The following is a 23889-nucleotide window of genomic DNA, read 5'->3' as shown; positions in this document are numbered from 1 at the left end:
TCTTGGCAATATGTTGTCTAAAAAGGCGAACCATGTAATTTGGTTCGCCTTTTCAAATAGATTGGTGGGTCAAAGTTGGAGTATAAAATCGGGCTGTAAGTAAAGGTGGATCAGGTCATGTCCAATCGTTGCTTTAAGCATTCTTTAAGGTCAGCTTCACCACGACTTCGCAGCGAGCCGTTTGAGGAAACATATCTACGGATTGTAAATAGTGAACATCATAGACAGTAGCTAGTTCCACCAAATCCCGGGCCAGGGTGGAGACGTTGCAAGAGATGTAAACAAGTTTTTTTGCGGGATAGCGTTTAAGCGCTTGGCGAAGTTTGACATCTAGTCCTGTCCGTGGGGGATCGACTACGATGGCATCTGGTCGGAAACCTTCTTGAAGCCATTTTGGTAGTAATTCTTCGGCAGTGCCTACTTCATAGCGAGTATTGCTAAAACCCATTTGTGCGGCGTTATTTTTAGCATCAGTAATCGCCGCGGGGATGACGTCCATTCCCCGGACTTCTTTGGCTTTTTGGGCCATGCTTAAACCGATAGTCCCAACCCCACAATAGGCGTCAACTAAGGTTTCTTGGTCTTGCAAGTCCAAGGCTTTAGCTGCTTCACCGTATAAAACAGTCGTTTGGATAGGGTTTAATTGAAAGAAGGCCCGAGCAGATAAATCAAAGCGCAACTCTGCCAATTCTTCTGAAATCGCTTCTTTCCCCCAAAGCAAGTAGGTTTCTTCTCCCATTACCAAAGATGTTTTACGACTTTGAACGTTTTGCATGATTGAGACCACTTGTGGGAGCCGTTCAGTGATTTCACGAAGCAAGGTATTTTTTTGTGGAAGTTTATTGGTGACCGTGACGAAAACCACCTGAAGTTCACCTGTCGCGAGTCCGGAACGCACCACCAAGGTTTTCAAAATACCACTATTTTTCTTTTCGTTAAAAATCGGCAGTTGGTACTTGTTTAACAGACGCACTAACGTATTGATTGCTTCTTGAGTATCGGGAAGTTGGACAGGACAAGCGTCAATAGCTACTAAACGATGACTATCACCTTCATAAAGACCGGCGACGATTTTTTTGAGATGGTCATCATAACGTAGTTGAAATTGGGCTTTGTTACGGTAGTGCCAAGGATCTGTCATGCCAATTGTGGGCAGTAGTTGGTATTCTTGCCAGCCGGCGGGTTTGAATTTACTTAACGCCTGCCACAGGAGATCTTTTTTGAAAGTTAACTGCGCGGGATAAGCCAAATGCTGCAATTGGCAGCCACCACAGCGTTCGTAAAAGGGACAGGGTGGGGTGATGCGTTGAGGGCTGGCTTTTATCACTTGCTGGAGTTTAGCTTGAGCGTATTTGGCTTCAGTAGTTGTAATCGTTACTTGGACTTCTTCATTGGGTAAGGCACCAGGGATAAAAATAGCCAAACGACGGTAATAGGCAATTCCCTCGCCATTGATACCGAGGCGTTTGACTTTCAGTTTAAGCGTTTGTCCTGGTTTTACAATAGTTTGTGACATAGGTAGCCTCTTTTCTGAAAAGTAGCCGGAGTTTATCCCGGACTTTTGCGTTCTGCTTCCTAATTTTAACACATCTTTCCGGAGAAAATCGGTTTTTTGTGGTAAACTGGAATGTACGTTCCCCCTAATGAAACCACAGCGAAGAAGAGGAGAATGAGTGAAATGATTACAGTAAACGGAATTGCTAAAGCAAAAGGTGGCTTGTATCAGGTCAAATTTTCCAATCAGGAGAAGTTGGTGGTCTCAGAGGATCAGTTAGTCAGGCACCGCTTATTAAAGGGGATGACGCTTGAGGAAGATGAATTTGCCGAAATCAAAAAGAGTACCTGCTATGATTTGGGACTACAAGAGGCCTATCGTTATATTAGTTACCAGTTACGATCAGAAAAAGAAGTGGGGCAATTTTTAAAGGATAAAGAAATTCCTTATGAAGCTAGCCAAAAAATTATCAATCAATTAAAAGAACTCCATTTGGTGGATGATTTGGTCTTTGCAGAAAGCTACGTGCGCACTCAGATACGGCTTTCAGATAAAGGTCCGCGCAATCTCAAGCAACAACTGAATAAAAAAGGCATTGCCGAAGAAATAACTCTCACAGCCTTATCATTGTATCAAGACGAAGACCAAGGAGCGGTGGCTTTACGGACTGCTGAAAAGGCTCTACGGAAAATCCACGGGAAAAGTTTTAAAGAAACCCAGCAAAAAATTCGGCAAACGTTGATGCAAAAAGGCTTTGAACAAACCACTATCGATTGGGTGATGGGGGAGCTCTCTTTAGAGAAAGAAACCGCAGCAGAAACTGAGGCCCTGACTCGTGAAGGGGATAAAGTTTGGCGTCGTCACCAACGGAAACCGTTGCGGGAACGCAAACAAAAAGTCAAGCAAAGTCTCTATCAAAAGGGGTTTGATTTGGACGCAATTCAACAATATCTTGAAATAAAGGAAGTAGAAGATGAAGAATGAGCCATGGAATGAACTCTCACCGGTAGTTATCCAGCAGTTGCAAGAAGAATTCTTAGATTGGTACGACCGACACAAACGAAATTTACCGTGGCGTGTCAATACCGATCCTTATCGCGTATGGATTTCTGAAATTATGCTACAGCAGACGCGAGTAGATACGGTAATTGATTATTATTACCGCTTTATGACCCTTTTTCCAACAATCGTTGACTTGGCTACGGCGGAGGAAGCGGAATTGTTAAAGGTTTGGGAAGGTTTGGGCTATTATTCTCGAGCTCGTAATTTGCAAGCAGCGGCGCAACAGATTGTCACCGACTACGCTGGGAAAATGCCCGGGACGCCGGAAGCCATTGCTAGCTTAAAGGGGATCGGGCCCTACACCACAGGGGCGATTGCTAGTATTTCTTTTGGACTTCCTGAACCAGCCATCGATGGGAATGTCATGCGGGTAGTCAGCCGCTTGTTTGAAATCACTGATGATATCGCAAAAGCAAGTTCTCGAAAAGTCTTTGATGCAGCCATGCGCAAGATTATTTCTCATGATGCCCCAGGAGACTTCAATCAGGCGATGATGGATTTGGGTTCAAGTATCTGTACACCCAAAAATCCCCAATGTCCTAAATGTCCGTTAAAAAACTTTTGTCAGTCTTTTCAACAAGACCAAGTAGCCAACTATCCTGTAAAAACGAAAAAACAACCACCAAAACCCCTGTATTATCTCGCTATAGCTATTGAAAATGAAGAGCATGAGTTTTTATTGGTGCAACGACCGGCAACGGGATTGTTAGCGAAAATGTGGACTTTTCCTTTAATTGAAGTAACCCAAGAGGAATATCAGCACTATAAAAAAGCTTTTAAAAGTCTGCAAGCGACACGAGAAGAGCAGTTGGAGTTGCTGGTGGCTGAGGAGCCAGATAACTACGAGGGGTCACCAGTCGCAGCCTACTTACCCGACACCGTCGTTTGGCAAAAACGTCATTTAGGTGAAATTACCCACGTTTTTAGCCACTTGAAATGGCACGTTTTATTATTTTATGGACGAGCCAAAGATTGCGAACTTTCCCTTGTTTCTGAAGCAGACTGGGTGGCAGAAGCAGATTTCTCCCAGCGAGTTTTCCCGAAACCTCAACAAAAATTGGTGGCCCTTCTTGATAAAAATTTCGGAGCCAACAAAGATTCCTAGTCAATCCTAGCTTTTATTGATATAATATTTTCGATGCTGGGTTTATGACACACCACTCTAGATATTTTTTGCTGTTATTTCGCTAGATTTTCTTTGTTGCTACTTGTCGTCCAAAGCTCGAAAACTGAGATAATCTGACCAAATGCTAGCTAGGTATCTACTTTGGCAGTAGTCACAATCCTCAATTGATAAGCAATCATGCTTGCGAGGGAAGGGTAATTATGCGAATTCCGAAAGAAGGCGAGTTTGTAACGATTCAAAGTTACAAACACGATGGCAATTTGCATCGAACGTGGCGTGATACTATGGTATTGAAAACTAGTGAATACTCAATGATCGGCGTTAACGACCACACGTTGGTGACCGAGTCTGATGGCCGACGTTGGGTGACACGAGAACCAGCAATAGTCTATTTCCATAAAGAATGCTGGTTCAATGTGATAGCGATGATCAGAGAGAAAGGGGTTTCCTATTATTGCAATCTAGCCTCACCTTTTTTGTTAGATGAAGAAGCTTTGAAGTACATTGATTATGATTTGGATATCAAAGTTTTTCCAGATGGTGAGAAACGGTTGCTAGATGTGGATGAGTATGAATTGCATTCAAAAATCATGCATTATCCTAAAGACATCGACTTTATTTTGAAAGAAAATGTCAAGATTCTAGTGGATTGGATTAATAATGGTAAAGGACCGTTTTCTGAGGGCTATATCGATATCTGGTATGATCGCTACAAGCAATTGTCACAAAAATGAAGAGAAAAACCGTTGCACAAGGAATGCAGCGGTTTTTTTCCACCTTAAAGTAGGAGTGTACATAGATATTCAGATGAAACTTAAGGCGTTTTTAAGATAAATCAGGTAGAATTGATGATGATAAAGCAAAGGAATAGTGAGACGTATGAAAAATAAATGGTTATGGCTAGCCGCATTGGCAGCGCTGGCCACCGGTATCGTTGTCGCCGGGATGAAAATGCAAGATCAAGCACCAGAAGTCACCCCTGAGACTTCTACCACCAATAGTGACCTTCAGACAACCACCACTTCCGAGACAAAAGAACGAGGGGTTGCTGAAGAAAAAATGGTGGAAGTTTATGTCGATCCAGCCTTATATGATACGAGTAGTACGGAAGAAACGCCCTATGATTATGTTTCGGTTCGGGAAAAAGCGGATACTGAAAGTGAAGTCTTAACCAAACTTCATAGGGGGGAGTGGGCCACCTATTTAGGGACAGAAGGGGATTATGTCAAAGTACGGGCAGATTCTGGGAAGGAAGGGTATATCCCTAAAGCCAATACCAATGAAGTGCAGACAATTCAACGTTTGGAAAAAGCCACCGACGTCAGTCAATTGTCGGTCGTCTTAGATGCTGGTCACGGCGGGATCGATAGTGGCGCTGAGAGTTTGGATGGTAATGTCTACGAAAAAGATTTGACGCTAAATACCGTCAAAGTCGTTGGTAAGTTGCTTGAAGAAAATGGTGTGGCGGTCACTTATACAAGAACCGACGATACCTTGCTCTCTTTGGAAAACGTAAATAAGCTTTCGCTGAAGACAAATCCAGATATTTTTATCAGTATTCACTACGATAATTATGATTATCCCAATCAAGCCCATGGATTTACCACTTATTATTACTACCGGAATGGTCAAAAACTGGGAAATCTGGTATCACAACAGTTAGCAGCTAGTCTGCCTTTAACAAACAATGATGTACGTTTTGGCAATTACTATGTCATTCGTCAGACCTATATTCCTACCAGCTTGTTGTTAGAATTAGGCTATGTCAATAGTGACCATGATTTATCGGAAATTACCAAAGAGGATTATCCCGAGAAAGTTGCTCAGGGGCTTTTGAAGGCTTTGGAACAATATGTCGCAGAATAAAACAATCGTCAAAAGCAGCTGGGTCCGGCGCTGCTTTCGACGATTGTTTTTTAATAGACTAAGGTATAAGTTTTAATCGATATGAAATCTCATTTTACCAAGGTTTATAGAGAAGTTCATCTGATTTTTTCGATGACACAAGAATGGTGAAATTTGGCTCCGTAGAAATTGAAATAGCTGTAGCTGGACCGGGAAATGTCAAACGTAAACCGGATTTGTCCTTGCAAGTTCATCTAAGTAGAAATCGCTAAGATGAACTTGCAAAATACAACTGTTCTTTGGTTGGCATTTACCGGTCCGATTACCACCTGAGGGATTCTCCAGAAGCAAGGCTGCTCGGTTTTCTTACTTGCTAAAGCCTCTTTTTCATAGCAATATGTTGGATGCCAGCGTCGAGAAAGGTTTTGCCGTAGGGGAGATAGCCCGCTTTTTGATAAAAGGCTTCGGCGGTTAACTGCGCCCCTAGGAAAATTTCGGTAAAATGCTGTTCTTTGGCAAAGGTTTCTGCGGCTTGGATAACTTTTAGCCCCAGTCCTTTCCCCCGACTAGTTTTTACGACGGCCATACGTTGTAGTTTGATTTTGTGATCCGCTAAAGGCAGGAGGCGGGCGGTGGCCAAGGGTTGTCCGTCTTCATAGAGGACGAAGTGGATGGCGTAGGCTTCATCTTTGTCAATCTCGCGGTTTAACGGGACGCCTTGTTCTTGTACAAAAACTTGGTGACGAATCTTCACGGCGTCTAAGTAAATATCGCTCATGGTATCCTTCGTGTGAACTATAACCATTATGGAAATCACTCCTTATAAAATATAAATTTTCTTAAGAAATAAGTTAGCTAGCTGATTCTGACCGTTTATTATCGCAATGTTTTTTTCTGTCATAGCTTTTATTAGTAGGAAAGGCTTTTCTCTAGTATACCTTATGACCCTTGGATTGCGCTGTTTTTTTATTTGTCTTAGGGTTATTCTTTTTGGGCGATTTTTGGTATGATGGAGCCATGATAAAAGCTAAGTAGTAGGGCGTTCTCGACTTATGGCTGATTGTCGTCTAGATTGAGAGGAGTTGTGCCTTTGTTTGAGAAACTGAAAAATTCTAAGTTACTCTTTTGGTCGGTAGAGTTGTTGGTTGTAGCCACCTTGATTTTGGTTTCCACCAAGATTGGGTTTATCTTCCAACCAGTGGTGACCTTTTTTACCACGTTATTTGCACCAGTACTGATCGCAGGGTTCTTGTATTATTTACTGAATCCAGTGGTGAACCTATTGACAAAACTTACCAAAATGAAACGTATTTTAGCAATTGCCATTGTTTTGTTACTGCTATTAGGTATTATTATTTGGACGATTTTAGCAGTGATTCCAAGCTTGGTGAACCAGCTGACCTCTTTGGCAGAAAGTATGCCAAGCTTTGTTAAAGCGGTGAGAAATTGGGCACTCGATTTAGCTAAAAATCCAATCTTCAATGACGTGGACATTGAAAAGCAAATTGATAAGCTGAATATCTCCTATGGTGGTTTGATTCAACAATTTATCAATGGTTTATCCACCAGTTTAGGTTCGATTGTTGGTGGTATTGCTTCGACAGCGATGTTAGTGGTGACGGTTCCTTTTATCTTATTCTATATGCTAAAAGACGGTCATCGCCTAGTGCCAAATGTTCAACGCTTTTTCCCGGAGAATCGCCGAACGCAGATTGTAGAATTGCTAGCCGAAATGAACAAAACCTTATCCAACTATATCAGTGGACAGGCGATTGAGTGTATTTTCGTAGCCACTGGGACCTTCATTGGCTATCTGCTGATCGGTTTGGATTATGCTTTTCTTTTTGGAATGCTTGCTGGAGTGACCAACCTAATCCCTTATTTAGGACCTTATCTTGGTTTGCTACCTGCTGTGGCGGTATCAATTTTCCATTCACCTGTTCAAGCATTGTTGTGCTGTGTGGTGGTATTAGTAGTGCAACAGATTGATGGCAATATTATCTATCCAAATGTCATCGGGAAATCACTACAGATTCATCCTTTGACGATTATTTTGATTTTGTTGGTAGCCGGAAATATTGCTGGTCTGCTAGGAATCTTTTTAGGTGTTCCTTTTTATGCCATCTGCCGGACAATCGTGATTTTCTTGGCGCGTATAGTCAGAGATGACAAATCTAAGCAAAAGCAATCCTTGTTGACAGATAAAAATAGCTAGGTGTAGCAATTTATTTTTATTGCAAAGAAAAACGCTTTATGATACGCTTTTAACGTGGATTTATCCACGTTTTTTTCTACTTAAAACTAATTTTCAACATGAAAGAGAGAGAGTGCCATTATGAATGCTGACCCCGAGAGTCAGTCGCTTTTTGTACAGATACTGTTGTTGATCGTCTTGACTTTGATCAATGCCTTTCTGGCTGCATCCGAGATTGCTGTCGTCACCGTCAACAAAAATAGGATCGAACAAAAAGCAGAAGAAGGGGATACTAAATCCCAAAAATTATTAAAGATATTGCAAGAACCCACAAACTTTTTATCAACGATTCAAGTGGGGATTACTTTAGTCAATATCTTGTCAGGGGCTTCTTTAGCAGATACCCTGTCTAGTCGGCTAGCACCTGTATTTGGAAATTCCGCGGCTGCCAAAAGTATCGCAAGTATTGTCGTCTTGGCGATTTTGACCTATGTTTCGATTGTTTTTGGTGAGTTATATCCAAAACGAATCGCCATGAATAAATCCGAAGAAGTGGCTAAATTTAGCTCTGGAATCATTCGGGCTATCGGGATAATTGCGAAGCCTTTTGTTTGGTTACTTTCGGCTTCTACGAGTTTATTGGCGCGGATTACACCGATGGAATTTGACGATGAAGATACCAAGATGACCCGCGACGAGATGCGCTACATGTTGGAAACAGAAGGGGTCTTTGAAGAGGATGAACTGGAAATGCTTCAGGGAATCTTTGCCTTGGATACCAAAGTAGCCCGCGAAGTCATGGTTCCCCGCACAGATGCTTTCATGGTGGATATCAATGATCCAGTACACGAGATTCTCAGCGGGATTTTAGCTGAAAACTATTCACGAATTCCGGTGTACAACGATGATAAAGACAAAGTAGTAGGGGTTTTGCACACCAAAACACTTTTGAAAGCTTCTTTCAAAGATGGTTTTGACAATTTGCAGATCAAAGAATTGCTGCAAGAGCCGTTGTTTGTTCCAGAAACTGTTTTTATTGATGACCTACTGTACGAATTGAAGAAAACGCAAAACCAGATGGCTATCTTGTTAGATGAATATGGTGGCGTGGTTGGTTTGGTAACCTTAGAGGACTTGTTGGAAGAAATCGTTGGTGAAATCGATGATGAGTCTGACGAAGTCGAAACCCTCTATGAAAAAGTTGCCGACCACGAATATATTATTCAAGGGCGGATGTTGATCGACGAATTTAACGAAGCCTTTGGGACCAATCTGCACATGAGTGATGTGGATACGATGGCGGGGTATTTAATTACCGCGTTGGGGACTATCCCAGATGCTGATGAAGTGCTGTCTTTTGATGTCGACAACGTGACCTTGATTTCTGAGGAGTTGGAAGGTTCTCGGGTGTTGAAAATCCGGGTCGTCTTTCATGACCCAGAGGATATTGACGTCGAACCGGAAGAAGAACGGCGCCATTTCCGTAAAGATTTTGAAGAGGATGAACCTCGCAGATGAGCAGCTGGCGACCGGGATTTACGGCGCCGAAAACGATTGTTATCTGAAACGTAACTCGAAAGAATCCACCGATTGCTAGTCGGTGGGTTCTTTTTATCTGTGGTAATTGTGGAGAAAAATGAGGTTTCACCTAGCGATTTTGGACGTAGTGCTTTTGGTTTACGAATGATTGACCAAAAAATAAGGCCCGCCAGCTTACTTATACTACAAAACGAAATCAATGTTTTCACAATATCCAAAATCAGGTTTTACCTAAGAAAAACTTGAAAAATCCGGGGAAAGAAGATTTCTACTATCGTAATTCTTGGTTATTTGCTATGATAGTAAAGCGAAAGTTGAGGGATTGCTATGGAAGAGCAAATCGTGGATTACCTTCATTATTTACTAATTGAGCGGGGACTGTCGAAAAACACTCGCGAAAGTTACCGACGAGATTTGCATCAATATTTAGCTTATCTACAAAAAGAACAGGTCAACTCCTGGCAAGAGGTTGATCGTTTTATGATTCTAAGTTTTTTGCAGTCCTTACAAAAAGCGGGCAAGTCTTCAGCGACCCTGGCTCGGATGATTTCTAGTTTGCGTCGCTTTCATCAGTTTTTGCGACAAGAACGTTATACAGAGCATGATCCGATGCAACACATTGAAACACCGAAGAAGCAACAGCGGTTACCAGATACCTTGAGCTTGGCGGAAGTGGAACGCTTGATTGAAACACCGGATACCAAAGAACTCTTGGGTTTGCGGGATCGGGCGATTTTAGAAGTCATGTATGCCACTGGCTTGCGGGTGAGTGAGTTGATCGGTTTGAAACTCAAGGATCTCCATTTAAGTATTGGGTTATTGCAAACTCTAGGTAAGGGGGACAAAGAGCGCATCGTCCCTTTAGGAGATTATGCGATTAAGTGGGTGCAACGCTATCTGGAAGAAGCACGACCTCAGCTGACTGCCAAGCATCCTGAAGAGGAACATCTCTTTGTTAATCATCATGGCACCGGTTTGTCGCGACAAGGCATTTGGAAAAATTTGAAGCAAATCGTGCGCCAAGCGGGAATCCATAAAACAGTGACCCCCCATACGTTACGCCATAGTTTTGCGACCCATTTGTTGGAAAATGGGGCCGATTTGCGGACCGTTCAGGAGTTGTTGGGGCATGCTGATATTTCCACCACTCAGATCTATACCCATATCACCAAAAAACGGATGACGGATGTCTACAAAGAATACTTCCCTCGTGCGTAAAGACGGCGCTAGAAAGGAAACGGATCATGGAAGAGATCAAGATTAAATTGGATGTTTTTGAGGGTCCGTTAGACCTTTTGTTGCATCTGATTCAAAAACTGGAAATCGATATTTATGATATTCCGATTGCTGCAGTTACCGAGCAATACATGGGCTATATCCATGCCATGACTACGTTAGAATTAGAAGTCGCTGGGGAATACTTAGTGATGGCGGCTACTTTGATGGCAATCAAGTCACAAATGCTCTTACCGAAACAAGAGTTTGCCCCAGAGGCTGAGGAATATGAAGAAGATCCCCGTGATGCTCTGGTGACCCAACTGTTGGAATATCGTAAATTTAAATATGCGGCTGAATTGCTTTCGGAAAAAGAAGAGGAACGAAGTCAGTACTATACGAAAGAGCCGATGGATGTGGATGACTACAAGGAAGAAAATCCCCTGTTACCAGCTCATCAAATAACCACTATCGATTTATTTTTGGCCTTTCATCAAATGTTGGAAAAACGCAAAAAACGCCAAATAGTGGAAACGACGATTGCTTCTGATGAAAACACTATCGAAGAAAAGATGGCAGAAATTCAAGCATCACTGGGCCAGCTGACGTCGAAAACGGGTCGCAGTCTTAGTTCGTATTTTTTGACCTACTCCAGATCAGAAATCGTCACCACCTTTATGGCCTTGTTGGAATTGATGAAAAACCGCCAGTTACAGGTGGTCCAAACCGAAAATTATGGTGAAATTATGCTTTACCCTATAGAAAAGGAAAATCAAAATGAACAAAAAGAGTGAACTAGAAGCGCTACTGTTTGTGGTAGGCGATGAAGGCATTGGCTTGGAAGAGCTGAGTTTTTTGTTGAATACTAAAACGGCTGGTGTTTATGATTTAATTCAAGAACTACAAAAGGATTATCAGGAAAGCCCGACTTCAGCTTTGAATATTTTAGAGGTGGGGAACCATTTTGTATTGACGACAAAGCGGGAATTTGCTCCGTTACTAAAAAAATACGCCCAATCCCCGTTAGCCAATCGTCTGTCACAAGCGGCATTAGAAACTTTATCGATTATTGCTTACAAACAACCAATTACTCGCATTGAGGTGGATGAAATCCGTGGGGTCCAATCTTCTGGTTCGGTGCAAAAATTGGTAGCTCGTCAATTGATAGAAGAAAAAGGGCGGGTAGATGGGCCTGGTCGGGCGATTTTGTATGGGACGACGCCCTACTTTATGGATTATTTCGGATTAAAGGATTTGCAGGAGTTACCAGATATTCAAGCGATGGAATCAGAACTGGATGAAGAAATGCCCTTGGATCTTTTCTTCGACCGTTATCAAGAGGAATTGGCTGAAGCTGATGCTGCCTCTGAGCTTTACCAAGATCAAAAGCGCCAAGCCGATGAGTCAGAAACTTCAGAAGATGAAGTCGCATCTAGTGCATCACCAACTTTTTCGGATATACAACCAAAAGAAACCGATGATGAAGAAGATCACGAGTTGATGGGTTTTAACCTCCCATCAGGAAATGAGGAAAACTAATGGAAAGATTGCAAAAAGTAATCGCCCATGCCGGGATTGCCTCCCGTCGGAAAGCAGAAGAATTGATTTTAGCTGGACGTGTCAAGGTCAATGGTGTCACCGTGAAAGAACTTGGTGCCAAAGCCGGTCCTAAAGATCGCGTCGAAGTGGACGATGTGCCGATTTATCAAGAAGAGCCGGTTTATTTTGTCTTGTATAAACCTCGTGGGGTCATCTCGGCAGTGACTGATGACAAAGGTCGCAAAACCGTAGTGGATTATTTCACTGATGTACCTGAACGGATTTATCCTGTTGGTCGTTTGGATTACGATACTTCGGGCTTATTGTTATTAACCAATGATGGTGCCTTTGCCCAACGCTTGACGCACCCTAAGCACGAGGTGGATAAAGTCTATGTGGCTAAAGTCAAAGGCATTGCCGATCAAAAAAACCTCTATCCATTAACAAAAGGCATGCGGATTGAAGGCCATCGTTTGGCGCCGGCTCGCTATGAGATTCTTTCGACTGATAAAGTAGCTCAAACAAGTATTGTCTCGTTGACGATTCATGAAGGGCGTAATCATCAAGTGAAAAATATGTTTCAAGCAATCGGCTTACCGGTTCAAAAATTGAAACGGGAAAAATATGGGGAGTTGACTTTAGCTGGCTTGCGGCCTGGCGAATTCCGTCAATTAAGTCGCAAAGAAATCACTTCTCTGTTACAACAGTCGAAGTAAGTAAAACAAAGACCTTGCATTAGTGGAAGGATTCGGTATAATAAGCTTGTACAACTTAATAAAGGTTCGTCTTCAGGGGCAGGGTGAAATTCCCGACCGGTGGTATAGTCCACGACCCGTCGTACTACGGCGGTTGAATCGGTGCAATTCCGATACCGACAGTAAAGTCTGGATAAAGAAGATAGAGCTTATTTGCGCGCACGATTGCCAGATGACTCTAACTCTGTTTTCCCCTGGAAAGCAGAGTTTTTTGTGTCTTTTTTAACAAGAAGGTTTCGGAATATCTCTTTTAAAAGACAGGAGTCCCGCGGGATTTGGCAAACGGCAGCAAAGAGGTTCGTTTGAAGATGGATCCTTTACCACTAACGAGGAAGCCTAACTGGTTTCCCGACACAAGAGGAGAGGATTTCTAGATGAAGAACACCAAAGTTCAAAAAATGATTGTCATTGCGATGTTCGCAGCAATCGGAGTTGTTTTACAGTTTTTAGCATTTCCACTATTTCCAGCTTTCAGTTTTTTAAAAATCGATTTTAGTGATACACCGGTCTTGATGAGTATGTTTATCTTTGGACCAGGCGCCGGGGTGATTACCGCCTTGATTCGATCCAGTCTACATTTGTTACTAAGTGGCTTAGAACCCACCAATATTGTCGGGGATGTAGCCAGTTTCTTAGCAACCACCATCTTCACTTTGCCGATGTATTATTTCTTCAATCGCGGGGCCAGTAAAATGAAAAATAAAGCCCTTGGTTTAGTCACTGGGATTGGTGCCATGACGATTTTCATGAGTGTTGCCAATTACTTTGTGATTACTCCGTTGTATTTGCAATTTTACGGAGTGACGGCAGATCAAATGCTGGGTGTTACCATGGCAAAATATATTGCTGTCGGTATCGTACCCTTTAACTTGATCAAAGGTGCCATCGTTAGTGCGGTCTTTATGGCCTTGTACATGAAACTCTTGCCTTGGCTTTCCAAAAAGCAACGGGAACGCCGTCGCCATATTGCTTAATTTAAACCAGATTAGCTCCTACTGTAACGCTACAGTAGGGGCCTTTTTATTGTAGTAAAGGATGAAAATAACTCTAAAGTCTCAGTGGAAACACCAGTGAGGCCAAAGCAGGCTCATCGATTGCGGGCAATGTTTTTTCGAATAGTGAAAGCTATGATAGTTCTAGACAAAGTGGCGAATGTCGGCTACGATAAATGAAGCAATCAGTTATTGGTCATAAAGAGCGGGAACGTATTTTATGACATTTTTACTGAAAAAATTCGTTATCAAGGAGCAAGATCATGACATTTATTAAAGAAGAACATCGACAACAAGCAGTCGCAGCTTTGTCTCATATTGTAGCAATTCCCTCAGTGCTGGATGAAACAGATAGTCACCCAGGCCAACCCTTTGGCGCTGGGTGTTTAAAAGCTTTAGAAGAAACTTTGGCAATCTGTCAAAAACTAGGGTTTCGGACATTTCAAGATCCAGAGGGGTATTATGGCTATGCCGAAGTTGGTGCTGGGACAGAGTTGTTTGGCATTTTATGTCACTTGGATGTGGTGCCAGCAGAAGGACAAGAAGGCTGGTTGACAAATCCATTTGAGCCGGTGATTCAAGATGGTAAGATTATTGCGCGGGGAGTCCAAGACGACAAAGGACCAACGATGGCAGCTTTGTTTGGGGTAAAAGCCTTGATGGATGCCGGTGTTGAGTTTAATCAACGAGTAAGGTTTATTTTTGGGACGGATGAGGAAAATCTTTGGCGTTGTATTAATCGTTACAACGAAAAAGAAGAAATGATCACCGCCGGCTTTGCGCCAGACTCGAAATTCCCCCTGACCTTTGCAGAAAAAGGGTTATTGCAAGTCTATTTGACGGGAGCTGGTAGTAACGAGCTCACATTGGTTTGTGGTGGCGCGCTAAATGTGGTGCCTGATCATGCTGAGTATCGAGGGGCTTCACGGGACTTGCTAGCTACCGCTTTGGATGAATCAGGCTATGCTTATGAGGAACATGGGACGGGACTTTCTGTTTTGGGCAAAAGTGTCCATTCTAAATTGGCTCCAAAAGGCCAAAATGCGGTAACCCGCTTGGCGCAAGGCTTAGTGAAAGCGGGGTTGTTCACTGAACTCAGTGGTGTAACCTTACTAGGTGCAGTTATTGGTGAGGATGCTACCGGTGCAAGTTTTGTCGGAGAGTTTAGTGATGAAGTCTCAGGACCGATGACCATGAATGTAGCCAGTCTGTCAATCACGCCTGAAGAGACACGAATTGGCTTAGACTTCCGCTATCCCGTTACGTTGGAAAAAGAAACACTGGTGAAAGCTCTGACTGAAAAAGCAGCGACTTATGGCTTAACCTACCACGAACATGATTATTTGGCACCCCTGTATGTGCCTGTGGATAGTCCTCTGATTACCACCTTATTAGCAACATATCGGGAGTTAACTGGCGATCAGACGGAACCTTTCGTCAATGGCGGGGCGACTTTTGCGCGAGCAATGACTAATTGTGTGGCCTTTGGGGCGATGTTTGCCGATACGCCGGACTACGTTCATCAAGCAAATGAGCAGTGGTCTTTAGCAAGTTTCTACCAAGTGATGGAAATCTATGCAGAAACCATTTACCGCATGTGTGGCAAAAAATAAATATACATTTTTGAATAATTGAAAAAAACCAAGATAACAGCCATGAAAATAGCTATTATCTTGGTTTTACTTGAGAAATCACTTTTCAGTTTTACGAACAAAACGTGCTGCTAAGGACGATGAGACTGGCTACAAGCTGAGAAAACCGGCGAAAATAGGGCTGTTGGTTTTCAAAATAATATGCCTGTTGGTATTTCAGCAGAAAAGGCGTATTTTTTATTAGAGGAGTCCGGCGTCTTTCGTGGTTTTTGCCGCGGGTAATTGCTCTAGCAAAATCGCTCGGACGGGACATTTACCAGCGGCTTTGCGAAGCGCAGCTTGCTGTTCGGGGCGAATGAATTGTTGGCGGGCTACTGGTTCTTCTTTGAATAAAAGAATCCCATTTTCATCGTAATCAAAAATCGTCGGGGCATAGATGGCACATAGCCCGCAAGCGATACAGAGTTCTGGTTTGATTTTGCAGAGTAGTTCCATTTTTTCACATACTTTCGGAGGTTTTTTGCAGATGGATACCTTTATTTTATCCTTCTTTCAGCAAGGTGACAAGTTGAAGGCTAGTACGGTTTATCAGATTTTGATTGGAAAACGTAGTAGTTCGACGTTGCTTTACGGCTATCTTTGGGACTTGTTACCTTACTGGAGTGTTTTTCCAAAAATGAAAAAAGCAACTTTTTTTCAGCTGCTCCAGGAAATGGTGGCCAAAGGTTGGTTGACAGAAGTGGCACCGGATTATTTTGTGAAAACCAAGATGGCACCACACTTAACTGAGGCCCAGGTTGAAGTTGTGGCGGGCCTCCAAAATTTTAAGTTTAATAAAAGTGCGCCGGTGGCTTGGCGGTTGTTGCGATTATTGGTGCAGACAGCTTCGGAATATCAGCGAAGCACAAGTTTTGTTCCCTTGGAAACAGGACCGCAATATACGGAACCTGTGCGACAATTGGTGAGAAGTAACGGCACGAAATTGCGGCCAATGCTTTATCAAGAGCTGGAACAAATTTTTAGCCAACTACCAGAAACCGCGGCGAATGGGCTAGCTCTAAGCTTTTCTGGCTATCAGGTGCAGGGCCTGGCGAATTATCAGACGGTGGCGGAGGAACTGGCAGATCACCCGTGGTCACCCTTAGCTCTGCGCAGTCGCCAGCACCGTTTCTTTACACTGGCGTTGCAGCAACCAAGCTTTCTTACTTATCAGATCATCCAGCCTTTTATCCAGCTGGATCAAAATCACAGTGCGATGGTAACGAAAGATTATTTTACAGTTGGATTTACTTTTCAAGAAGTGGCAGCGGTGCGTAAGCTGCGGCCAGGCACCATCAATGATCACTTGATTGAATGGGCCATTAGCGATGCTTCCTTTGACTATCATCGTTTTCTTCAACCTGAAACGCTAGCCCTTTTGCAGCAACTGCCAGATGATCCCCGTCACTGGCGCTATGGCAGTCTTCCTCAGAAAGAGGCGATCGATTTTTTGAGTTTTGCTCTTTATCAGATTCAGCGTAAGCAGGTGATGGCATGTTATTAAAATTAGCTTTGAAAAGTTATTTTGACTATGATGAGTTTCGCCCAGGACAGCGGGAGATTATCGAATCCTTGCTTTCTGGTCATGATACTTTAGGAATCTTACCCACTGGGACCGGAAAAAGCTTGTGTTATCAGCTGGCGGGCTATCTGACTTCAGGACTGGTGGTTGTGGTATCACCGTTGATTGCTTTGATGGAAGATCAAGTAGCCGCCTTGCAAGCAAGAGGAGAAAAACGGGCAATTGCCTTGACTTCCCAACTGACTTGGGAGGAAAAGAGCTATCTGTTGCAACGACTCCACCAGTATAAATTTTTATTTGTCAGTCCCGAAATGCTACAAAATCCACCAGTTTTAGCTGCGTTGCAAAAACAAGAGCTTGCTTTCATGGTTGTGGATGAAGCCCACTGCTTGTCACAATGGGGCATTGATTTTCGACCAGAATATCGCTTGCTTCCGGAATGCAAAAAAGCGCTAGGCAATTTACCAGTTTTGGCTCTGACTGCCACGGCGACAGCACCGGTAGCCAAAGATATCGCGACGCAGTTATTGGACGCAGATGGGGTGATTCACCAGTTTTCAGCTGATCGTCCCAATATCGCCTATTTTGTCTACCAACCGGCAGACAAGCGGGCGTGGTTGTTGGAATTTCTGCGACAGACGGAGGCTTGTGGCTTGATTTACTGTGTGACTCGCAGTCAAGTGGAAGCTTTGTATGAGTGTTTACGAGGCGAATTTTCAGTCGGTTATTACCATGGTGGTCTGGAAAGTGACCAACGAAAGCTATTGCAACAGCAGTTTAGCACTGGTAAATTACAGCTGATGATTGCCACCAATGCTTTTGGTATGGGGATCAATAAAGGCGATTTGCGTTTTGTGATTCATTATGAGTTGCCTGATAGCCCTGAAAATTACTTACAGGAAAGTGGCCGCGCTGGCCGTGACGGGGAAGCAGCCCAAGCGATTTTACTTTACCAATCGGGGGATGAACAAATCCATCGCTATTTTCACCAAAAGTTACTAGAAGAACGTCAGGGACTGGAACGTTTATTGACGAGTCCCTCTAAGCAATCCTCAGCTGCCACCCCTTTGCAAGAAAAATGGTTGCATCTGATCAAAGGGGAGTCAGGATCGCAACTTCCCCAAGCCTTAGCGAATAATGAAGCAAACAAGGAAGCCCGTTTGCAAGCGATGCTAGGGTATATTCACGAACCTAATTGTCGGCGGCAGTATCTTTTGCGCTATTTTGATGAAGAGCCACCAGCTGCCCAAGAACCTTGTTGTGATCTCCATGGGGCCACATTGGTTTATCCAAAAGGGGAGCAAAGGGTAGCTACTTTGGAGGAAAAGGGAAACTGGCGGGATATTTTGCTAAAATTATTTAAAGATGACGCTGGCTTATGATTTTACAGGACAGGGTCTGATATCCTGTGGTATAATAGCGAACGAATGATTGCAGGAGGACAGACTATTGAGTAAAAAAGATGATTTTCAGAACAATGAAACACAAGAACCGTGGGAACAGCCCATCTATGACACAGAAGGGGATGGCTTAGGGTCGCGCTCCCAACAACGACGCAGTAAAAATGGCAACAAAGTATTCCTCATCTCCTTAGTGGTGATGTTAGCAGTCTGTATTTTGATGCTCTCGATTTTTTACGCGTTACTCTCTCATGACGACAAACGGGCGGCGGTACCGGAAAGTACGACAACAGAGACCACCGCAATTACGAGTACGACCGAATCGAGTAGCAGTGAATCTTCATCAACAGCTGAAAGTTCCAGCACCGAAACATCTAGCACTTCTGAAAGCTCTGAAGCCGAAGCAGCAGATAACGGTGACGCTGACACGACCGACAATCAAGCTGGAGCAGATCAAGGGGATTCAAACCAAGACAATAATGAGACTGCTAATGGCGATGGGACAACCACGAATGCTGATGGCAGCACCACGAATGCCGACGGTTCTGTCACCAATGCAGATGGCACTACGACGAATGCCGATGGTTCAGTTACGAACGCTGATGGCTCGACCACCAATGCCGACGGGACCACGACGAATGCTGATGGAACAACCACCAATGCCGATGGGACTACGACGAATGCAGACGGCACTACAACGAATGCCGATGGGAGTACCACTAACGCTAACGGCACTGACCAAGGGCAAACAAGTGGCGATACGACGACAGTGCTTGCTGGCGAAGGGCCAAACCAAGTTGCCGCTCGTGTAGGAATTTCAGTTGAGACTTTGTACCAGCTAAATGGCATTGATCCAAATAACTTTTTGCTGGTTCCCGGTCAAGAACTACGGATTCGTTAACAAATTAGGTTCATCGTGAAAAACGGTGAGCCTTTTCATTTGGAGACTTGGGAATCTAAATGCTGAGACTGACCGAAAAAAGGATAGAAATAATCTGGTAACTTTTATCATAGTCTTTGTGGAAGCTACCAAATGATGATTGAGGAGTAAAACTAGTGGAAAAATTCAACATTGCCATCGACGGACCGGCTTCATCTGGGAAAAGTACCGTCGCCAAAATTTTAGCCAAAGATTATGGATTTATTTATACCGATACGGGAGCGATGTATCGTAGCGTGACTTATTTAGCCATCAAACATCAGGTAGCTTTTGCTGACGAAATGGGGTTGGTTAATTTGATTGCTAAATATCCTATTACTTTTAGCCAAAGCCCTGCTGGCCAATTGGTTTTTTGTGATGGGGAGGATGTGACCCAAGCGGTTCGCTCTCCAGAAGTGACCAACAATGTTTCTGAAGTGTCAGCCCACGCCAAAGTCCGGGAAGAGTTGGTGCGGCAACAGCAAAAAATCGCCAAAGATGGTGGTGTAGTCATGGATGGCCGGGATATCGGTACCCAAGTCTTGCCAGATGCCCGGGTCAAAATTTTCTTAGTGGCTAGTGTTGATGAACGAGCCCAACGACGCTACAGCGAAAACTTGGAAAAAGGGATTCCCACTGACTTGGAAACCTTGAAAAAAGAAATCCAGCAGCGAGATTATTTGGACTCCCATCGCGAAGTATCGCCTTTGAAACAAGCGAAAGATGCTGTTTTGATTGATACTACTGGCATGGAGATCGATGATGTCGTAGCAGCCATCAAAAAAGTTGTAGCGGATCAAGTGGATTCTGCGTTGGCTTGAGCTAGTTTTTTGGATTGATCAAGAAGCCCATCGAAATTTTCGTGAAAAAACCGTTGAAAACAAGAATATTAGCAAGAAATAAGAGAAATCGCTTTATTTTTCTGAAAGTTTATTTTAAACTTAAGAGTGAAGTTTGTATAAAAGATTATTTATTATTGTGTTGGTTAGGAGGACATGAGTCATGACAGAAATGAACAATCAAGTAGAAGGCACTGAATCAATGGCAGACGCTCTGGAAAGCTTCGGGGAAGTCAAAATTGGCGACGTAGTTAAAGGAGAGGTCTTAGCTATTGAAGACAGACAAGCCGTCGTAGGTATCGAAGGCGCGGGTGTCGAAGGGGTAGTCCCTGCGAAAGAACTTTCTACTTTGCCGGTTGAAGACATCAACGAAATTATCAAAGTAGGGGATGTTTTGGACCTAGTCGTCATCTCATCCATCGGAAAAGACAAAGAAAACGGTAGCTACTTACTTTCAAAACGTCGTCTAGACGCTAAAAAAGTATGGGCAGATATCGAAAAAGAATTCCAAGATGGCAAAGTGATTGAAGCCCCAGTAACCGATGTTGTTAAAGGCGGTTTAGTGGTGGATGTTGGTGTCCGTGGTTTCGTTCCGGCTTCGATGGTGGAAGATCACTTTGTAGCGGACTTTTCTGCTTACAAAGGCCAAACCTTGGCATTTAAGATTGTTGAAATTGAACCCTCAGAAAATCGCTTGATCCTTTCCCACAAAGCTGTGGTGGAAGCTGAAAAAGCAGGTAAAAAACAAGAATTGTTGGCTTCTATTAAAGAAGGCGACGTGGTTGAAGGAACCGTGGCTCGTTTGACTGACTTTGGTGCTTTCGTAGACCTTGGTGGAATCGACGGCTTGGTCCATGTTTCCGAAATCAGCCACAGCCACATCGCTAAACCTAGTGATGCTTTGAAAGTTGGCGATAAAGTTCAAGTGGCGGTATTGAGTGTTGACCCAGATCGGGAACGTATTTCCTTGTCTATCAAAGACACCTTGCCTGGACCATGGGATAATATCGAAGAACAAGCTGCAGTGGGGACTGTCTTAGACGGAACTGTTAAACGCTTGACTAGCTTTGGTGCGTTTGTCGAAGTTTTCCCTGGGGTTGAAGGCTTAGTGCATATCTCCCAAATCTCTCACAAACATATTGCTACCCCTCATGAAGTATTGTCTGAAGGGGATGCTGTGAAAGTGAAAGTCTTGGAAGTGAACCCTCAAGAACATCGGATTGCTTTGAGCATCAAAGCCCTGGAAGAAAAACCAGCAGATGCCAAAGAAGCTCCTGTTGAAGAAGTGGACGACTATGTGATGCCGGAAGAATCGACTGGTTTCACTATGGGAGACATTTTAGGGGCTGCGTTGAAGAGCGATTCTGAAACAGCAGATGATGATCAACCTGAAGCATAAATCTTAACTAGATACTCAACCGAGGCGATCAAGCGCCTCGGTTTTTTTAAGTCTTTTGAAACAAATGCGGTTTAGCTTGCAACTTGCGGGTAGATTGGGTAAACTAACGTAGGTTGGCAAGTAAGACGTAGCCGAAAAGAGACGCAGGGTCTCTTATTTTTATTTACTTTAAGAAAGAAGGTGGGATCTCTATGGCAAATCCAACAATTGCAATCGTAGGACGCCCAAACGTGGGTAAATCCACAATCTTTAATCGTATTGCGGGAGAGCGCATCTCCATCGTTGAAGACACACCAGGAGTGACTCGTGATCGGATCTATGCCACTGGTGAATGGCTAGGCAGAGAGTTTTCTATAATTGATACTGGGGGAATTGACCTCGGGGACGAACCTTTCATGGATCAAATCAAACATCAAGCAGAGATTGCCATTGATGAAGCCAATGTCATCATCTTGGTAGTGAGTGGTCGTGAAGGCGTAACCGATGCTGACGAAATGGTGGCACGGATTCTTTATCGTAGCAATAAACCAGTGATATTAGCTGTTAATAAAGTCGATAACCCGGAAATGCGGGCAGACGTTTATGAGTTTTATTCCCTCGGTTTAGGGGATCCATTTCCGGTATCAGGAAGTCATGGCTTAGGAATCGGGGATATTCTAGACGAAGCTGTGAAGCATTTTACCACTGAAGTTGAAGAAGAAGACGACAGTGTCATCAAATTCAGTTTGATCGGCCGGCCAAATGTCGGCAAATCCTCTTTGATCAATGCTATCCTCGGTGAAGACCGGGTGATCGTTTCAGCTATCGAAGGAACGACTAGGGATGCCATTGATACTCATTTTGTTTCAGAATCTGGCCAAGAATTTACCATGATTGATACCGCTGGAATGCGCAAACGTGGGAAGGTTTATGAGTCAACAGAAAAATACAGTGTGATGCGAGCCATGCGAGCCATCGAACGTTCCGATGTGGTGTTAATGGTCCTAAACGGCGAGGAAGGCATCCGCGAACAGGATAAACGAGTGGCGGGTTACGCGCATGAAGCCGGCAAAGGGATCATTATTGTGGTTAATAAATGGGATTTGGTAACCAAAGAAACCAATACGCTGCGGGACTTTGAGCAAGAAATTCGCGATGAATTTCAATACTTGGACTATGCCCCAATCATTTTTGTTTCCGCTAAGACGAAACAACGGTTAAATAAATTGCCGGAAATGATTGAAGAAGTCAGCATGAATCAAAATCTGCGGGTACCATCGGCCTTACTTAACGATGTAATTATGGATGCCGTAGCGATTAATCCCACGCCGACAGACAAGGGCAAACGTTTGAAAATCTTCTATGCGACACAAGTGGCTGTTAAACCACCGACTTTTGTCATCTTTGTCAATGAAGAAGAACTGATGCATTTCTCTTATGCGCGTTTTTTGGAAAATCAAATCCGGAAAGCCTTCACCTTTGAAGGAACGCCGATTCGGATTATTGCTAGACGGCGAAAATAAGCAACAGCTAACAGTAAAAATATTCCTTTTAAGGGAGTTTTTGCTGTTTTTTTTTAGCGACTAAGGTAGGATGAAATTTCCACAAGAGAAAATGCCATCCTACCAATTCTAACCATCTTTAGCTTCAGCAAGGTAAATGACAACTGCACTTTGGTTTGGCCTTTACCGGTTCCACTACCACCTGAGGGATTCTCCGGAAGCAAGACCAGCCGGCTTTCTCATTTCCGCGATAAAAATTCATGGATGGTTAATGTGTTTGGTAGTAATGGTGTTCTTTCGAGAGAGTGGTTGCTTAAAGGTGGCAGAAACAGCTTGACAATCGCTTTTAGTGGTGGATTGGATAATTACTTTTAACTTTTTTTCCCGAAGCAATAGGATAACAGTACAATTTGAATAAAAACCAAAAAAAGTGATTTTTCTCCCCCTAAAAGTGGTGTTATCCTTGATATTATGCGGTTCTTATGATAACGTATTAACAGAATATTGATGGGAATCAATATTTATCGCGAAAATTTGGACCACTCAAATTTTCGCATTGATGGTCAAACATCAAAACCCGTTTTGAGGAGGTGAATCATCCATGGCAAACAAAGCAGAATTGATCGAACAAGTTGCAAAAGCGACTGACTTGACTAAGAAAGACGCGACAGCAGCTGTTGAAGCTGTTTTTTCAACAATCCAAGACGCTTTAGCTAAAGGTGAAAAAGTTCAATTGATCGGTTTCGGTAACTTCGAAGTACGCTCTCGTGCAGAACGTAAAGGACGTAACCCACAAACTGGTGAAGAAATCCAAATCCCTGCAAGCAAAATTCCTGCGTTTAAACCAGGCAAAGCGCTTAAGGACGCAGTCAAATAAGACTGTGAAAGGAAGCCTATAACAACGGGCTTCCTTCTTTTTTTATTTTATTTTTATTG

The 23889-nt window shown here is 43.4% G+C and carries 21 protein-coding genes, 1 pseudogene and 1 riboswitch; of the genes and pseudogenes, 19 read left to right on the top strand and 3 right to left on the bottom strand.

Features of this window, described 5'->3' with window-relative positions:
* Positions 1 to 133: 133 nt before the first annotated feature.
* A complete protein-coding gene (gene rlmD, locus ACO03U_RS11245) occupies positions 134 to 1516 on the bottom strand; it encodes a 23S rRNA (uracil(1939)-C(5))-methyltransferase RlmD (protein WP_204687175.1) in 1383 nt (460 codons plus the stop codon).
* Between the two features lie 162 nt (positions 1517 to 1678).
* Here rlmD and recX point away from each other — a divergent pair, with 162 nt between their 5' ends.
* The 4 genes from recX (at position 1679) to ACO03U_RS11225 (ending at position 5549) form a co-directional block, all read left to right on the top strand.
* Positions 1679 to 2479 (top strand): recombination regulator RecX, encoded by an 801-nt coding sequence (recX, locus tag ACO03U_RS11240; RefSeq protein ID WP_204687176.1) that lies wholly within the window; start codon positions 1679 to 1681, stop codon positions 2477 to 2479.
* Positions 2469 to 3662 (top strand): A/G-specific adenine glycosylase, encoded by a 1194-nt coding sequence (gene mutY, locus ACO03U_RS11235; protein WP_204687177.1) that lies wholly within the window; start codon positions 2469 to 2471, stop codon positions 3660 to 3662. Before recX ends, mutY begins: the two co-directional genes overlap by 11 nt.
* A 221-nt stretch (positions 3663 to 3883) precedes the next feature.
* Positions 3884 to 4417, top strand: coding sequence for a nucleoside tri-diphosphate phosphatase (gene ntdP, locus ACO03U_RS11230; RefSeq protein ID WP_161869132.1), 534 nt, complete (start codon positions 3884 to 3886; stop codon positions 4415 to 4417).
* Between the two features lie 145 nt (positions 4418 to 4562).
* Positions 4563 to 5549 (top strand): N-acetylmuramoyl-L-alanine amidase family protein, encoded by a 987-nt coding sequence (locus ACO03U_RS11225; protein WP_204687178.1) that lies wholly within the window; start codon positions 4563 to 4565, stop codon positions 5547 to 5549.
* A 352-nt stretch (positions 5550 to 5901) separates the two neighbouring features.
* Here ACO03U_RS11225 and ACO03U_RS11220 read toward each other — a convergent pair whose 3' ends face one another.
* Positions 5902 to 6333: a GNAT family N-acetyltransferase gene (locus tag ACO03U_RS11220; protein ID WP_204687179.1), complete on the bottom strand. Its 432-nt coding sequence runs from the start codon at positions 6331 to 6333 to the stop codon at positions 5902 to 5904.
* Between the two features lie 285 nt (positions 6334 to 6618).
* Here ACO03U_RS11220 and ACO03U_RS11215 point away from each other — a divergent pair, with 285 nt between their 5' ends.
* The 8 genes and pseudogenes from ACO03U_RS11215 (at position 6619) to ACO03U_RS11180 (ending at position 15375) form a co-directional block, all read left to right on the top strand.
* Positions 6619 to 7743, top strand: a complete 1125-nt coding sequence (locus tag ACO03U_RS11215) for an AI-2E family transporter (protein WP_161869129.1) — start codon at positions 6619 to 6621, stop codon at positions 7741 to 7743.
* Between the two features lie 120 nt (positions 7744 to 7863).
* Positions 7864 to 9240, top strand: a complete 1377-nt coding sequence (locus ACO03U_RS11210) for a hemolysin family protein (protein ID WP_204687180.1) — start codon at positions 7864 to 7866, stop codon at positions 9238 to 9240.
* 348 nt (positions 9241 to 9588) lie between these two features.
* The gene (gene xerD, locus ACO03U_RS11205) at positions 9589 to 10479 is read left to right on the top strand and encodes a site-specific tyrosine recombinase XerD (protein WP_204687181.1); all 891 of its coding nucleotides are present in this window, start codon (positions 9589 to 9591) and stop codon (positions 10477 to 10479) included.
* A 26-nt stretch (positions 10480 to 10505) separates the two neighbouring features.
* A complete protein-coding gene (locus ACO03U_RS11200; RefSeq protein ID WP_161869126.1) occupies positions 10506 to 11270 on the top strand; it encodes a segregation/condensation protein A in 765 nt (254 codons plus the stop codon).
* Positions 11254 to 11817: pseudogene (scpB, locus tag ACO03U_RS11195) on the top strand (SMC-Scp complex subunit ScpB); the annotation flags it as partial. The gene ACO03U_RS11200 and the pseudogene scpB, both read left to right, overlap by 17 nt.
* Positions 11818 to 12014: 197 nt before the next feature.
* The gene (locus tag ACO03U_RS11190) at positions 12015 to 12731 is read left to right on the top strand and encodes a pseudouridine synthase (protein ID WP_204687183.1); all 717 of its coding nucleotides are present in this window, start codon (positions 12015 to 12017) and stop codon (positions 12729 to 12731) included.
* A gap of 64 nt (positions 12732 to 12795) precedes the next feature.
* Positions 12796 to 12918, top strand: a riboswitch (FMN riboswitch).
* Positions 12919 to 13144: 226 nt separating this feature from the next.
* Positions 13145 to 13744 (top strand): ECF transporter S component, encoded by a 600-nt coding sequence (locus tag ACO03U_RS11185; RefSeq protein WP_161869123.1) that lies wholly within the window; start codon positions 13145 to 13147, stop codon positions 13742 to 13744.
* Between the two features lie 278 nt (positions 13745 to 14022).
* Positions 14023 to 15375 (top strand): M20 family metallopeptidase, encoded by a 1353-nt coding sequence (locus ACO03U_RS11180; protein ID WP_204687235.1) that lies wholly within the window; start codon positions 14023 to 14025, stop codon positions 15373 to 15375.
* Between the two features lie 219 nt (positions 15376 to 15594).
* Here ACO03U_RS11180 and ACO03U_RS11175 read toward each other — a convergent pair whose 3' ends face one another.
* Positions 15595 to 15849, bottom strand: coding sequence for a ferredoxin (locus ACO03U_RS11175; protein ID WP_204687184.1), 255 nt, complete (start codon positions 15847 to 15849; stop codon positions 15595 to 15597).
* A gap of 31 nt (positions 15850 to 15880) precedes the next feature.
* Between ACO03U_RS11175 and ACO03U_RS11170 the strand changes: the two genes are divergently transcribed.
* From ACO03U_RS11170 to ACO03U_RS11140, 7 genes are all read left to right on the top strand, one after another.
* Positions 15881 to 16897 (top strand): helix-turn-helix domain-containing protein, encoded by a 1017-nt coding sequence (locus ACO03U_RS11170; protein ID WP_204687185.1) that lies wholly within the window; start codon positions 15881 to 15883, stop codon positions 16895 to 16897.
* Positions 16888 to 18297 (top strand): RecQ family ATP-dependent DNA helicase, encoded by a 1410-nt coding sequence (locus ACO03U_RS11165; RefSeq protein WP_204687186.1) that lies wholly within the window; start codon positions 16888 to 16890, stop codon positions 18295 to 18297. Before ACO03U_RS11170 ends, ACO03U_RS11165 begins: the two co-directional genes overlap by 10 nt.
* Positions 18298 to 18364: 67 nt before the next feature.
* Complete coding sequence (locus ACO03U_RS11160) at positions 18365 to 19216, top strand: SAG1386/EF1546 family surface-associated protein (protein WP_204687187.1); 852 nt, start codon at positions 18365 to 18367, stop codon at positions 19214 to 19216.
* Positions 19217 to 19371: 155 nt separating this feature from the next.
* Complete coding sequence (gene cmk, locus ACO03U_RS11155) at positions 19372 to 20055, top strand: (d)CMP kinase (RefSeq protein WP_204687188.1); 684 nt, start codon at positions 19372 to 19374, stop codon at positions 20053 to 20055.
* Between the two features lie 181 nt (positions 20056 to 20236).
* Positions 20237 to 21472 carry a 30S ribosomal protein S1 gene (gene rpsA / locus ACO03U_RS11150; RefSeq protein ID WP_204687189.1) on the top strand — a complete coding sequence of 412 codons (1236 nt, stop codon included), beginning with the start codon at positions 20237 to 20239 and terminating at the stop codon, positions 21470 to 21472.
* A gap of 191 nt (positions 21473 to 21663) precedes the next feature.
* Positions 21664 to 22974, top strand: a complete 1311-nt coding sequence (der, locus tag ACO03U_RS11145) for a ribosome biogenesis GTPase Der (protein ID WP_204687190.1) — start codon at positions 21664 to 21666, stop codon at positions 22972 to 22974.
* Between the two features lie 580 nt (positions 22975 to 23554).
* Positions 23555 to 23830 carry an HU family DNA-binding protein gene (locus ACO03U_RS11140; RefSeq protein ID WP_161869116.1) on the top strand — a complete coding sequence of 92 codons (276 nt, stop codon included), beginning with the start codon at positions 23555 to 23557 and terminating at the stop codon, positions 23828 to 23830.
* The last annotated feature ends 59 nt before the right edge of the window (positions 23831 to 23889 follow it).

Origin of the sequence: Enterococcus diestrammenae, assembly GCF_049384045.1 — a bacterium.
GTDB classification, from domain to species: domain Bacteria; phylum Bacillota; class Bacilli; order Lactobacillales; family Enterococcaceae; genus Enterococcus_C; species Enterococcus_C diestrammenae.
Note: the sequence above shows the minus strand (reverse complement) of the source record. Positions and strands in the feature narration are given on the sequence as shown.